Annotated in this window: 14 protein-coding genes; 8 read left to right on the top strand and 6 right to left on the bottom strand. The window is 29.7% G+C overall.

From position 1 onward, the window contains the following. The first annotated feature begins 249 nt into the window (after nucleotides 1–249). Complete coding sequence (locus L8X30_RS07050; RefSeq protein WP_263679618.1) at nucleotides 250–702, top strand: DUF411 domain-containing protein; 453 nt, start codon at nucleotides 250–252, stop codon at nucleotides 700–702. A gap of 10 nt (nucleotides 703–712) precedes the next feature. On the opposite strand, the gene L8X30_RS07045 is transcribed toward L8X30_RS07050, so the two are convergent. The 3 genes from L8X30_RS07045 to exbB are packed head-to-tail and all read right to left on the bottom strand — an operon-like array spanning nucleotide 713 to nucleotide 2,164. Beyond that, a complete protein-coding gene (locus L8X30_RS07045; protein WP_263679617.1) occupies nucleotides 713–1,354 on the bottom strand; it encodes an energy transducer TonB in 642 nt (213 codons plus the stop codon). After that, entirely contained in the window at nucleotides 1,351–1,740 is a 390-nt protein-coding gene (gene exbD, locus L8X30_RS07040; RefSeq protein WP_263679616.1) for a TonB system transport protein ExbD, read from the bottom strand. Before exbD ends, L8X30_RS07045 begins: the two co-directional genes overlap by 4 nt. Further along, nucleotides 1,733–2,164, bottom strand: a complete 432-nt coding sequence (gene exbB, locus L8X30_RS07035; RefSeq protein ID WP_149062773.1) for a TonB-system energizer ExbB — start codon at nucleotides 2,162–2,164, stop codon at nucleotides 1,733–1,735. Before exbB ends, exbD begins: the two co-directional genes overlap by 8 nt. A gap of 154 nt (nucleotides 2,165–2,318) precedes the next feature. Here exbB and L8X30_RS07030 point away from each other — a divergent pair, with 154 nt between their 5' ends. After that, complete coding sequence (locus L8X30_RS07030) at nucleotides 2,319–4,409, top strand: TonB-dependent receptor domain-containing protein (protein WP_263679614.1); 2,091 nt, start codon at nucleotides 2,319–2,321, stop codon at nucleotides 4,407–4,409. Here the strand turns inward: L8X30_RS07030 and L8X30_RS07025 are convergent. Continuing rightward, nucleotides 4,406–5,944 carry a DNA polymerase III subunit gamma/tau gene (locus L8X30_RS07025; RefSeq protein ID WP_263679613.1) on the bottom strand — a complete coding sequence of 513 codons (1,539 nt, stop codon included), beginning with the start codon at nucleotides 5,942–5,944 and terminating at the stop codon, nucleotides 4,406–4,408. The genes L8X30_RS07030 and L8X30_RS07025 overlap by 4 nt on opposite strands. A gap of 2 nt (nucleotides 5,945–5,946) precedes the next feature. Then, on the bottom strand, nucleotides 5,947–7,251 hold the full coding sequence (gene rho / locus L8X30_RS07020) for a transcription termination factor Rho (RefSeq protein WP_220523530.1): 1,305 nt from the start codon (nucleotides 7,249–7,251) through the stop codon (nucleotides 5,947–5,949). A gap of 175 nt (nucleotides 7,252–7,426) precedes the next feature. Between rho and L8X30_RS07015 the strand changes: the two genes are divergently transcribed. Continuing rightward, nucleotides 7,427–9,772 carry a heavy metal translocating P-type ATPase gene (locus tag L8X30_RS07015; RefSeq protein ID WP_263679612.1) on the top strand — a complete coding sequence of 782 codons (2,346 nt, stop codon included), beginning with the start codon at nucleotides 7,427–7,429 and terminating at the stop codon, nucleotides 9,770–9,772. Then, nucleotides 9,769–9,978: a cbb3-type cytochrome oxidase assembly protein CcoS gene (gene ccoS / locus L8X30_RS07010; RefSeq protein WP_039668142.1), complete on the top strand. Its 210-nt coding sequence runs from the start codon at nucleotides 9,769–9,771 to the stop codon at nucleotides 9,976–9,978. The genes L8X30_RS07015 and ccoS overlap by 4 nt, the downstream gene beginning before the upstream one ends. A gap of 11 nt (nucleotides 9,979–9,989) precedes the next feature. On the opposite strand, the gene L8X30_RS07005 is transcribed toward ccoS, so the two are convergent. Then, nucleotides 9,990–10,295 carry a cytochrome c553 gene (locus tag L8X30_RS07005; protein WP_039668143.1) on the bottom strand — a complete coding sequence of 102 codons (306 nt, stop codon included), beginning with the start codon at nucleotides 10,293–10,295 and terminating at the stop codon, nucleotides 9,990–9,992. Nucleotides 10,296–10,425: 130 nt separating this feature from the next. Between L8X30_RS07005 and L8X30_RS07000 the strand changes: the two genes are divergently transcribed. From L8X30_RS07000 to gmhA, 4 genes are read left to right on the top strand one after another with little or no spacing between them, the layout of a single operon-like run. Further along, the gene (locus L8X30_RS07000) at nucleotides 10,426–10,941 is read left to right on the top strand and encodes a D-glycero-alpha-D-manno-heptose-1,7-bisphosphate 7-phosphatase (RefSeq protein ID WP_263679610.1); all 516 of its coding nucleotides are present in this window, start codon (nucleotides 10,426–10,428) and stop codon (nucleotides 10,939–10,941) included. Continuing rightward, on the top strand, nucleotides 10,938–11,891 hold the full coding sequence (gene rfaD, locus L8X30_RS06995; protein ID WP_263679608.1) for an ADP-glyceromanno-heptose 6-epimerase: 954 nt from the start codon (nucleotides 10,938–10,940) through the stop codon (nucleotides 11,889–11,891). The genes L8X30_RS07000 and rfaD overlap by 4 nt, the downstream gene beginning before the upstream one ends. After that, nucleotides 11,884–13,257: a D-glycero-beta-D-manno-heptose-7-phosphate kinase gene (gene rfaE1, locus L8X30_RS06990; protein ID WP_263679607.1), complete on the top strand. Its 1,374-nt coding sequence runs from the start codon at nucleotides 11,884–11,886 to the stop codon at nucleotides 13,255–13,257. The genes rfaD and rfaE1 overlap by 8 nt, the downstream gene beginning before the upstream one ends. Continuing rightward, nucleotides 13,247–13,807: a D-sedoheptulose 7-phosphate isomerase gene (gene gmhA / locus L8X30_RS06985; RefSeq protein WP_263679606.1), complete on the top strand. Its 561-nt coding sequence runs from the start codon at nucleotides 13,247–13,249 to the stop codon at nucleotides 13,805–13,807. Before rfaE1 ends, gmhA begins: the two co-directional genes overlap by 11 nt. Nucleotides 13,808–13,809 lie beyond the last annotated feature (2 nt).

Raw genomic sequence — 13,809 nt, 5'->3', positions numbered from 1 at the left:
GGTTAAAATATTTATAACAAATTTGGGTTTAAGTTTTTAATAGAGTTTATAAATTTTGTTTGAAATTATTCATTGAATGTTTTATTTGGTATATAGCTTGGGTTTTAGTTGTAGGTAAAAAAAGTATTTGTGAGTGAAGTAAGAGTGTATTTTTGTTTTTTTATAGATTTTAAAATAAAAATTATTGGTTTTATAAAAAATATTAATTTTTATAATGTATTTTATCTTTTTGTTTTTTTTGGAGGATATATGAAAAAATTATTTTTAACTTTATCACTGGGTTTTGCAACTTTATTGGCTAATGAGAAATTATTAAATATTTATGAAAGTCCTACTTGTGGATGCTGTGATCTTTGGGCTAATTATATGAAAGATAAAGGTTATAAAGTGCAAATACACAAAAGCGATGATTTTTTAAAAATAAAAGAAAAAATGAATATTCAGCCTATGTATCAAAGTTGCCATACTGGCGTAATTGATGGTTATGTTATAGAAGGGCATGTGCCTGAAGATGCAGTTGCTTGGCTTTTGAAAAATAAACCTGAAGATGTTATAGGTATTTCTGCTCCTGGTATGCCTCAGGGAAGTCCTGGAATGGAGCAAGGCTATGAAGAAGAATACCCTGTAGTTTTGATGCTTAAAAATGGAGACTATAAAATTTATGGGATCTATAGAGGACATAATTTAATCAAGACAAACTAAGCAATTTTACTTAGTTTATTTTATATATTAATGGTATTCTTATATGAAAAGTTTTTTCATATTGTGGAAAATTCTTAGACGCTATACGTATAGTTTCTAAAGCACTATCGTTTAATAATTTATATTTTGATGGTTTTAATATTTTTAAGTTCAATAGATTTTTATCTTTAGTCCATGTGAATTCTACTAAAATTTCGCCACTCATTCGCATTTTTTTGGCTTGCCTAGGATAGATTAAAGCTTCATCTATAGCTTGTTTGACTTCTTTTAAAAGCTCATTGTTATTAGCTAAAGATATGCTTTCTTGAGAAGTTATTGGAGTGTTTTTTTCTTGCGCTATAGTTATTTTTTCATTTAATTGATTTATTGCCTTGGTATTCGTTAAAGTGTTTGTTTTTTTAGATTGAATGATAGCTTTTTCTTTTGTTTGTTCTGGCTTTTTTATTTTTTCTTGTTTAGGCTGTTCGGTTTTTACTTTAGGGGAATCTTGTAAAAATTGTTTTATTGCTATATTAAATTTTTCTTCTTTTGAAGCACTATGTTGTATATGTAAAAAACTCTTAGTATAAATAAAAACAAAAAATAAAGGCAAAAAGAGAAATAAAGTGATAAAAAAGGATTGATTTTTATGATTGTTTATAAATGTTTTCATTTTTTTTGCTCTGTTAAAATTTGAAAATTTTCATGATTTTTATTTTTTAAAATATCAATAATTTTTACAAAACTTTCAAATTTTGCTTCTTTATCACTTTTTAACTCTACTAATGTTTTAGAATCTATAGTGTCAAATTTTGCTTTTATTTCTTCTAAGAAAGCTGTTTTTCCATCTATATAAAATTCATTTTCTTTATTGATTAAAATACTCACTTTGTCTTTATTTTCGTTTATGGAATTTGAATTTTCACTTTGAGGTAGATTGATTTTGATTTCACCATGCGCGATAAAAGTGGATATGCTTAAAACAATAGCTAGTAAAACAAGCATTATGTCTATAAAAGGAATGATGTTTAAACCCTCATTTTTTGGTAATTTAAGCATTTTTATCCTTAAAAATACGATATGCGTTGCTCAAAGTTGATATTTTTCTAAGTAATCCATTGTAAGCCATTAAAGAAGGGATAGCAACTAAAATTCCTAATGCTGTAGCTTTTAAAGCTAGCGATAAACCAATAACAATAGATTTAACATCAATATTCCCACTTGCGCCCATGTCGTAAAATGTAATCATAATCCCAACTACAGTTCCCAAAAGTCCTACATAAGGAGCATTAGTGTAAATGATATAAAGCATGGTGAGATTTTCACTAATTGCATCATCAAATTTTTCTTGACATTGATAATCATTTAGCTTAATTTTTCTAAAAAACAATATACGTTCTATAGTGCACCATATAGCAATAAATGCCATTATTCCTAAAACAATAAATATAATTAAGTCAATGTAAGTTTTTAAAAATTCCATCTTATCCTCGTTTTATTTTTTTGTGATTATATTACTAAAAATTAAATTTTTTATTAATAACAATTATCATAATTGATACAATAAATTTATTTTAAATTAATAATTATTATCATAATATTCCAGTTTTGAAAATATATTTATAAGAAAGGAAATAATGAAAAAACATTGTTTATCGTTTTGTGTTGCTAGTTTTTTGGTCTGCAATGCTTTATCGCAAGAAGTTTTATTAGATAGCTCCATAGTAAGCGCTTCTGGTTTTTCTCAAGATATTAAAGAAGCCCCTGCTACTATAAATGTGATTAGCAAAAAAGATTTAGAAAGTAAGCCTTATAGAGATGTTGCCGAAGCTATTGCTGATATTCCTGGTGTGGATTTATTTGCTAGTAAAGGAAAAACTGGATCTTATAACATTACCATGAGAGGTATTACAGGATACACTTTAATTTTAATCGATGGACGGCGACAAGGGATAGGCGGAGAAGTAGGGCCTAATGGTTTTAATGAAATTTCAAATTCATTTTTACCACCAATTTCTAGTATAGAAAGAATAGAAGTGATAAAAGGGCCAATGAGTACTTTATATGGCTCTGAAGCTTTAGGTGGTGTTGTGAATATCATCACAAAAAAAGTAAGCGATAATTGGGAAACATCAGTTAGTTTAGATAGTATTTTTAATGCACATAAAGAATGGGGTAATACTTATGGTACAAGTATATATTCAAGTGGTCCATTGATGAATGATCGTTTGGGGCTTACTTTGCGTTTTAGAGAATTTTATAGGGAGCAATCTAATATAAAATATAGAGATGGTGGTGGAAAAGAAATCGAAGCAAAAAAGGAACAAAGTCCTACAAAAGCTAATAATTTTAATTTAGGAACTAGGCTAAATTACTTAGTAGATGATTATAATACCTTGATATTTGATATTGATTTTTCAAGAAATCACTATGATAATAATAGAGGTCAAATAGGTGATTTAACTGTGCCTGGAGACGACGCAGGTTCGTTAAAGGGTGGCTATAAAGATACTATGCAAGTAGATAAGTTGGTAACTTACCTAAGTCATGAGGGTGTGTATGAAGATTTTTCGATTACTTCTACCTTGCAGTATAACCGTGTAAGTAATGATGGGAGAGAGGTTATTGGTTTATCTAATCAGCCATTTTTAGGGCAAAATAGAGATATAGTTGCTGAAGATATTATTGTAGATACAAGATCAGTTATTCCTTTAGGCCAAAGTCATATTTTAAGCGTGGGTGGTGAATATAGACTTGAAAAAATGCAAGATAAAATCGCTAATCCAACGAATTTTGATCAGTATTTATTAGCTTTTTTTGCAGAAGATGAGTATAGTATAAGAGATGATTTAAGATTTACTTTCGGTGCAAGGTATAATCATCATGAAATTTTTGGAAATAATATTTCACCAAGAGCTTATTTAGTTTATAATCCTACTAGCGAACTTACTTTAAAAGGTGGTGTTTCAACAGGCTTTAGAACTCCATATGCTAATAGATTGATAGCAGGTGCTTATAATTATAGTGGACAGGGTAAGTACCCTATGTATGGAAATCAAAATCTAAAAGAAGAAACATCGCTTAATTATGAATTAGCCGCTGTTTACAATAATGACTTATTTTATATTTCAGCAACCGGATTTTTGACAAATTTTAAAGATAAAATCTCAGAACAAGAATTTAAAAAAGATGATATGATACCAGGTGTTGGTACTTGTGGAGCTTATAAATGTTATAAGGATGTAAATCTTGGCAAGGTTGAATACAAAGGCATAGAGCTTGGAGCAGGGATTACTCCTATAGAACATTTAAATCTAGATTTAGCTTATACTTATCTTGATAGTGAAGTAAAAGATGCACAAGATAAGGCTGTGATAGGAAAGCCAGAGATTGATAGTTTAAAACACAACATCATGTTAAAAGCAAGTTATAATATCTTTAATAAATTTACTCCATGGGTAAAAGGCGAGTGGCAAATAGATCGTTATATGGGTGATACAAATATTAATAGAGAATATTATCAAGATGTCTTTTTAGCTTCTATGGGTGTGCGTTATGATATCAATAAAAATTGGAATATTAATGCAGCAATTTATAATCTTTTTGATAAGAGTTTTACAAATGATTGGGAATCTTATAAGAGCGATGGCAAAGATGTTTGGGTAAATACTTATAACCGTATAGAAGAAGGAAGAAGAATTTATATTTCAATCAATGGTAGTTTTTAATTTTGTATTGTCGGAGAACCAAAGAGTTTGTTAAGAGCTTCTTTGGTTTCGTCTTTAGGATCGTATTTTTTAGCGTCTTTTTTAAAATTTTCAAAATGCTCATTTAAATTTGGAGTGCTTTTTACTTCTTGTTTTATGGGAGTTTTGAATATATCTTGCAGCTTTTGAGTATCTATGGTTTCTATTTTTTGGATTTTAATTTGTGCTTTTTCTCCAAAAAGCTCATGAAGCAATGTTTTGATTAATTTAAAACCATTGTTTAAAACCATTCTATCATCATCTTTAGCATGTGAGCTAATGCTTAAAATGTCATCTTCAAAAGAAACAAACTGTGTAGTTTTTTTGAAAACTTCAGCTAAGTCATAATCTCTTTTATATATTGCTTTTAAGAGATTTTCATAAGGACTAAGCTTTTCTTCTTTAGGGGTTTGTTGAATAGAATGAGTTTCTTGTTGTTTTGGACTTGGTGTGTTATCTTGTTTTGGATTTTTACTGTAAATAGCTTCATCAATGCTTTTTAGATAAGTTGCTTCAATAAGCATGAAAGCCATAACGCAAAGTACAAAGCTATCATCATCACTAGAATTTAACATAGTCTTAGCGCGTGAAAGAATTCTAAAAAATCTTTCGTAAATTAACATAGAAAAAAGATTATTTTTGGCAAAAAATGCTTCTTTTAAAAAAAATATCATCTCATCAATGACATTGCTTGCTTCGTAATCTTCAAATTCTTTTAAAAACTCAAGAACTTTATCTTTATCATTGGCTAAAATGGCTTGATAAAATTCTTCAATTTTAGCTGGATCTAAAAAGCCTAGCATAGCAGTGATTTTTTGTGTTTGTATGTCATTTTGACAATATACTATGGCTTGATCTAGTAAGGTTAGGGTATCTCTTAAAGATCCGTTTCCGCTTCTTGCAATGAGTTTTAAAGCTTCTTTTTCATAGTTGATATTTTCTTTTTTCAAAATCCACTCAAGATGATTTAAGATATCATGGGTAGAAATTTGCTTAAATCTAAAATGCTGTGTTCTTGAAAGAACTGTGGCAGGAAGTTTTAAAGGATCAGTTGTTGCTAGTATAAATTTAACATAACTTGGTGGTTCTTCTAAGGTCTTAAGTAAGGCATTTGCTGCTTGTGGGGTAAGCATATGTACTTCATCGATAATAAAAATTTTAAACCTAGCTAAAGATGGAGCGTATTTGACTTGCTCGATAAGCTCTTGAATGTCTTCTAAGCTTCTATGACTTGCAGCATCCATTTCTATAATGTCTATATTAGAGCCAGTGAGTGAAGATAAACATTGAGAGCATTCTCCACAAGGATTAGCACTTGGTCCATTTTCGCATACTAGAGCTCTTGAAAAAATTCTTGCACTTGAAGTCTTTCCGCTTCCGCGTAACCCTGAGAATAAGTAAGCGTGCGCTAAACGGTTATTTTCAAGAGCATATTTTAAGCTTGTAGAAACAGTATTTTGCCCTACAAGCTCATTGAAATTTTTTGGTCTGTATTTAACAGCAAGAGCTTGAAGCATTGCTACTCATTCATGATAGATAATAACTCTTCGTTGCTTTTGGTTTTTAGCATTTTAGAGTATAAAAATTTTAATGCTTCTATATCATCCATTTGTGAAATAGCTGATCTAATTGCCCAAATTTTTTGAAGCTTTTCAACACCTTGGAGTAATTCTTCTTTTCTAGTACCTGATTTTATGATGTTAATTGCAGGGTAAATTCTTCTATCTGAAATATTTCTATCAAGAACGATTTCGCTATTTCCCGTTCCTTTAAATTCTTCAAAAATTACTTCATCCATTCTTGAGCCTGTTTCTATCAAAGCAGTTGCTATAATGGTTAATGAGCCACCATATTCTATATTTCTAGCTGCACCAAAAAAGCGTTTTGGTTTATGTAAGGCATTTGCATCAACTCCACCGCTTAAAACTTTACCACTACTTGGCGTAGCAGTATTATAAGCTCTTGCTAATCTTGTGATAGAATCAAGCAAGATAATGACATCTTTGCCTGTTTCTACCATTCTTTTTGCTTTTTCTATAACAAGCTCAGCTACTCTAACATGATTATAAGCAGGTAAGTCAAAAGTAGAGCTAAAAACCTCACCTTTAACACATCTTTGCATATCTGTAACTTCTTCAGGACGCTCATCTACTAAAAGTACAATCAAATGTGCCTCTGGGTGATTTTTAGCAATAGCAGTAGCTAGTTCTTTCATTAGCTCAGTTTTACCAGTTCTTGGAGGTGCTACGATTAAGCTTCTTTGACCTTTTCCTATAGGAGCAAATAAATCAAGCATTCTACCTGTTAGTTTTAAAGGATCGTATTCTAATTTGATTTTTTCAGTTGGAAAAATTGGAGTAAGATTGTCAAATAAAGGTCTTTCCCTAGCTTCTTTTAATGGAAGATAATTAATCGCTTCGATTTTTAACAAAGCATAGTATTTTTCTTGATCTTTTGGTTCTCTAACTTGACCAGTAACTATATCTCCAACACGCAGAGCAAATTTGCGAATTTGTGAGTTTGACACATAAGCATCATTTACACTATCGCTTAAATTTGAATCCATTCCACGCAAAAAGCCATAGCCTTCAGGTGAAATTTCTAAAATTCCTGTAAAGAGTATAAAACCACCTTTTTTGGTTTGTGCTTTTAGAATTTCAAAAATAAGATCTTGTCTTCTAAATTCTCTTGGGTTTTCTATTTCTGCTTCATTAGCAATTTTAACTAAGCTTTCTAGATCAAGCAACTTTAAATCTTCTATCTTATAACCTTCCACTGGAATGTGTGTTCTTTGATGTTGTTTTTTTTCTTTTGTATTTTCCATATATCCTCTAAAATGTAGAAAATGTAGTATTTAATAATGAATAAGAGATTTTATTCAAAAAAATGCTTCTTTGTCAAATTTTTAAAATTATAATATAGCTTTGTAAATAATTTTTAAAATAGCGATTTTAAAAAAATGATAAAATATTGTAAAAAATTATTGAAGAAAGTATAAGATGAAATGTAAACACTGCCAATTAAGTTTCAGACAAGATCAAATGATAGAAAAAAATGGAAATTATTTTTGTTGTAAAGGCTGTGAAAGTGTTTATGAGATTTTACAAGAAAATAACTTGGAAGAATTTTATGAAAAACTTGGCAATCAAACCCTAACTCCTGCCATAATAGAACATAATGTTAAAGATTATGAAAAATATATACAACAAACCAAAGAAGGTTTTAGTGAGATTTTTTTACTTATAGAAGAAATTCATTGTGCTGCCTGTGTTTGGCTTAATGAAAAAATTCTCATTAAAAGTGAAGGGGTGATAGAAGTTGATATTAATTCTATTACTCATAAAGCTAGAATTGTTTTTGATGAAAAAAGTATAAATTTAGCAAAAATTATCCAAAGCATAGAAAGTATTGGTTATAAAGCTAGTGTGTATTTGCCTACAAAGAATGAACAAAGAGCAACTCAAACTAAAAGAGATTTTTATGCAAAATTAATAGTTGCCATAGCCTGTGTGATGAATATCATGTGGATATCTGTAGCCAAGTATGCTGGGTTTTTTAGTGGCATGGAAGCTGATACTAAGGATATTTTACATTTTGCTGAATTTTTACTTTGTACTCCTGTGCTTTTTTATACAGGCTCAATCTTTTATAAAAATGCCTATTATGCTTTGAAATTTAAAAGTGTTAATATGGATACTTTGGTAATTAGTGGGGCGAGTTTAGCTTATATATATTCAATATGGGCAATGTTTTCAAGAGCTTCGCAAGTGTATTTTGATTCTGTGGCAATGATTATTTGTTTTGTTTTTATAGGAAAGTACTTAGAGCTTTTAAGTAAGAAAAAAGCTCTTGATACTCTTGATCATTTACGATCGTTTTTAAGTAGTGAAGTAAGGGTTTTAAAAAATGATAAAATAGAAAATATCGATGTAGAAGAAGTACAAATAGGAGATATTATAGAGTTAAAAGAAGGCGATAGGGTTTTAATAGATGGAGTGTGTATTAGTGGTAATATTAGCTTGGATATGTCTAGTTTAAGTGGAGAGAGTCTACCGCTTGATGTGCAAAAAGATGATATGATTTATTCTGCTTCTTTGGTTTTAAGCGGGAATGCTTTATATAGGACAAATGCGCTTTATAAGGATTCTAAATTAGCTAGGATTATTAATTTACTTGAAAACTCAAGTTCAAAAAAAGCCAAAATAGAAAAAATGGTACAGCGAGTAAGTAAGTATTTTTCACCTATTATTTTAACTTGTGCTTTACTTTGCTTTGCTTTTACTTTTTTTGTGTTAAATTTGGGTTTTGAAGAGGCTATGATACGCATGGTTTCTGTGTTAATTATAGCTTGCCCATGTGCTTTAGCTTTGGCTACTCCGGTGAGTTCTTTAGTAGCAATTAGTGCTGGTTTGAAAGAAAAAATTTTATTCAAAGAAGCAGGTGTTGTGGAGGATTTGAGCAAGTGTAATGTGGCTGTGTTTGATAAAACAGGGGTTTTAACAAAGGCTAGTTTAGAAGTTAAAAAAAGCTTTTTGGATGAGAGTTTGGATAAAAATGAGTTATTAAATTTCTTACACCTAACTAACCACCCAGTGGCTAAAAGCATTTTGAAATTTTTAGATGAAAAAATCGATGGCAGAATAGAATTTGAAAAAGTTCAAAATTTTCAAGCAAGAGGTTATAAAGCTTTTTTGGGTAAAGATGAATTTTTGGGAGGAAATGAGAAATTTTTCAAAGCAAATCATATACAAGTACAAGAATTTCAAACCACGCATTTTATATTTGCTAAAAATAAAATTATATTGGCAGTTTTTGAGTTAGAAGATAGTATGAGAGAAAGCTCTGAAGAGTTGATTAGATTTATGAAAGAATGTAAAATGCAAATTTATATGTTAAGTGGTGATAATTTATCTGCTGTGAGTAAGGTGGCTGAAAAATTAAAAATAAATAATTTCAAAGCCTCGTGTATGCCAGAAGATAAAATGCAAATAATAGCTAATTTAAATCAAACAGGTAAGGTTTTAATGGTAGGAGATGGGGTAAATGATGCTTTAGCGCTTTCTTATGCAGGTGTTGGGGTTTCTTTAAAAGAAGGTTCTGAACTTGCTATGGAAAATAGTGATATTATATTGTTAAAAAATGACCTAAAAAGCTTACAAAAAGCCATACAAATAGCTAAAAAAACTTATCAAATTATTAAACAAAATTTGGCTTTTTCTTTATTTTATAATGCCTTTAGCATGCCTTTAGCTTTTTTTGGTTTGATTAATCCCTTAATCGCGGCTTTATCAATGTCTTTTAGTAGTATAATAGTGATTTTAAATGCTTTAAGGATTAAAAAATGAACGGTGTTTTAATGATGATGATAGGCGTTTCTTTGGTTGCTTTGTTTTTGGCGATTTGCGCTTTGCTTTGGGGTATAAAGAATAAACAATTTGATGATGATTATAAATTTACTACTTTAAATGATAGTGAAGAAGCTTTAAATGATGCGGTGATTTTAGAAAAAAGAAAAAAAGAGGCTTTAGAAAAGAACAAAAAACAGCCATAAAGGCTGTTAAATTATTTTTTTAAGCTTTCGATATATTCTTCAATTGCTTTGAAATCTGCTTCTGTTAAACCTTTAAGGTTGATTTTCATGATAGCACCTTGACCATAAGCATTTCTTTTACCTGCTGCATAGTCTTTCATGTATTGCAATCTTTCAGCTGCAGTTAAAGAATTTAAAGCAGGAACTTTGTTAAGATAAACTTTATCTGCTTTAGCACCATGACATACTGCACATTTTTTGTAAAGTGTAGCACCATCTGCAGCAAAAGCTGAAACACCAAGACATGCTAAAGCTGATAAAACAAGTAGCTTTTTCATTGTATCACTCCTATATAAATTGAAAATAAAATGTTTTGAATTATAAGCTTTTTTTATTTAAAGTCGCTTAAAAAACTTTTTTGCTTGATAAATTATAAAAATCTTAATAAAAATACATTATAATTTTTTTATGAAAACAAGGGCGTTATTTTTAGATAGAGATGGGATTATTAATATAGATAAAAAATACGTTCATAAGATCAGTGATTTTGAATTTTGTGATGGTATTTTTGAACTTTGCGAATTTTTTCAAAAGCAAAATTTTTTAATTTTTGTAGCTACTAATCAATCAGGCATTGCAAGAGCTTATTATAGTGAAAAAGATTTTGAAATTTTAAGTTCATATATGCTGGATGAATTTTTAAAAAGAAACATTAGAATAGAAAAAATTTATCACTGCCCGCATTTAGAAAATTGTGAATGTCGTAAGCCAAAACCTGGCATGCTTTTAAAAGCACAACAAGAATTTGATATAGATTTTTCACAATCTTTTTTTATAGGGGATAATTTAAGTGATATGCAAGCTGGAATTAATGCTGGTGTAAAAAATCTATTTTTGATTAATGAAAATTATAATGATGATAAAAACTATAAGGTCTTTAAAAATTTAAAAGAACTTTTGCATTATTTAAAGGATAGAAAATGAAAATAGTGATAACGGGTGGAGCAGGTTTTATAGGCTCTGCACTTGCTTTAGAACTTCAAGATAAACATGAAGTTTTGATTGTAGATAAAATGCGTTCAAGCACTACTTTTGAAAATGGAAATTTAGAAAGCTTTGGCCATTTTAAAAATATTTTAGATTTTGAAGGTGAGCTTTATGTGGGTGATATTAATGATGAAAGAACTTTAAAAGTTATAAAAGATTTTAAACCCGATGCGATCTTTCATAAGGCCGCAATTTCAGATACAACTGTTTATGATCAAAACAAAGTTTTAAAGACTAATTTAAACACTTTTAAAGATTTTATAGAACTTGCTTTAGAACTTAATGCAAAATTGATCTATGCAAGTTCAGCCTCAGTTTATGGAGATGCTCCAAGCCCGCAAACTGTAAATTTAAGTGAAGCCCCTAAAAACCCTTATGCATTTTCAAAATTAATGATGGATAAATTAGCAAAAAAATACTTTGATAAAATGCATATAATTGGGCTTAGATATTTTAATGTATATGGCAAGGGAGAATTTTTTAAAAATAGCACTGCTTCTATGATTTTGCAATTTGGGCATCAAATTTTAGCGGGCAAAAGTCCGCGTTTATTTGAAGGAAGTGATCAAATTTATCGTGATTTTGTATATATTAAAGATGTTGTGAGTGCAAATTTGCAAGCTTTAGAAGCAAAAAGCGGAATTTATAATGTAGCCACAGGTAAGGCAAGAACTTTTCAAGATATAGTTGATATTTTACAAAAAGAATTAAACACTAATTATCCTTGTGAGTATATTTCTAATCCTTATAAAAATGCTTATCAATTTCATACTCAAGCAAAATTAGATGAGAGTTTTTCATATAAAGCTAAATTTAGTCTTGAAGAGGGAATAAAAGATTATTTAGATGAGATTAAAAGGCTTTATGAAAAGGAAGTAAATGCTTGATTTTTTAAGTTCTAAAAAGCCAAAAATTTTAGTTGTTGGGGATTTTATGGTGGATCATTATATATGGTGTGATTGTACTAGAATTTCTCCAGAAGCTCCTGTAATGGTAATGAAATCACAAAAAGAAGATAAAAGACTAGGTGGAGCTGGTAATGTATATGCAAATTTAAAAAGTCTTGGTGCTGAGGTTTTTGCTCTAGGACTTGTGGGTGATGATGAGAGTGGGAGATTTTTAAAAGAGAATTTAAATGCAAAATTATTAGTAGAAAAAGATAGAAAAACCCCTCTTAAGAGCAGAGTTTTATCACATTCTCAGCAAGTTTTAAGGCTTGATGATGAGAATGATTTTGATACTAAATTAGAAGATGAAATTATTCAAGAGTATAAAAAAATCGCAAAATATTATGATGCGATTGTTTTGAGTGATTATGCCAAAGGGATTTTAACTTCAAAAGTAACAAAAGCTTTGATAGAGCATGCAAATGCTTTAAATTTACCTATTTTGATTGATCCAAAAGGAAGTGATTTTAGCAAATATCAAAATGCAACCTTGCTAACTCCAAATAAAAAAGAAGCTATTCAAGCTTTGGGTGTAGAAAAAATTGATAATTTAGAAAAAGCTTTGAAAAAATTAAAATATGATTTAAATCTAACTTATTCTATTATAACTTTATCTGAAGAAGGAATAGCGCTTTTTGATGAAAAATTACATATTATTCCTGCAAAAGCCTTGGAGGTTTATGATGTAACAGGAGCTGGAGATAGTGTTATAGCTATGCTTGCTTATGTTTTGGCTTTAAAAGTTGATATTATAAAAGCGTGCGAGCTAGCAAATGATGCAGCAGCCGTTGTGGTAGCAAAAGTAGGAAGTGTGAGTGTAAGTTTAGAAGAGATTAAAAATCTAAAAAAAGCTTCTTTTGAAGATAAAATTAAAAGCAAAGAAGAGCTTGTAAAATTGCTACAAGATCAAAAAGTAGTTTTTACCAACGGGTGTTTTGATATTATGCATTATGGTCATATAAAATATCTTGAAAAAGCTAAAAAATTAGGAGATATCTTAGTTGTAGGTTTAAATTCAGATGAAAGCGTAAAAAGACTAAAAGGAAATTCAAGACCTATAAATTTAGAGTTTCAACGTGCATGTATGCTTGCGAGCATGTATTTTGTAGATTATGTAGTGATTTTTAATGAAGATACTCCTTATGAATTAATAGAGTTTTTAAAACCTGATGTGTTAGTTAAAGGAGCTGATTATAAAGACAAAGAGGTAGTGGGTTCAAATTTAGTAAAAAAAGTAGAATTGATCGACTTTGAAGATGGATTTAGCACTACCAATATAATTAATAGGATTGCAAATGATAAATAAAATCGAAAAGGAATTTATTCAACATCAAAAAACTTTAGAACAAAGTTTGAGTTTAAAAGAGCAAATTGCTATGGTTGCTCAAGAGTTAAAAGTGTGCTTGAAAAGTGGTGGGAAAATTTTAATTTGTGGAAATGGTGGAAGCGCTGCAGATAGCCAGCATTTTGCAGCTGAACTTAGCGGAAGATATAAAAAAGAAAGAAAGGCTTTAGCTGCTATTGCTCTAAGCACTGATACTTCTGCTTTAAGTGCTATAGGAAATGATTATGGTTTTGAATTTGTTTTTTCAAGACAAGTTGAAGCTTTAGCTAGTGATAATGATGTGTTGATTGGAATTTCTACTAGTGGAAAAAGTCCAAATGTGATTAAAGCTTTTGAAAAGGCCAAAGAAATTGGTGCTAAGTGTATAGGACTCAGTGGAAAGGGTGGTGGAGTGATGAATAAATTATGTGAGCATAATATAGTCATTCCAAGTGACGATACAGCTAGAATTCAAGAAATGCATATTTTAATTATACATTGTTTATGTGATTTGATAGAAGAAGAATATTAAGT

This window comes from Campylobacter sp. CNRCH_2015_0338h (genome assembly GCF_025772785.1).
Lineage (GTDB): Bacteria > Campylobacterota > Campylobacteria > Campylobacterales > Campylobacteraceae > Campylobacter_D.
The sequence above is the reverse complement of the archived record's forward strand: the minus strand, read 5'-3'. Positions and strand labels throughout refer to the sequence as shown.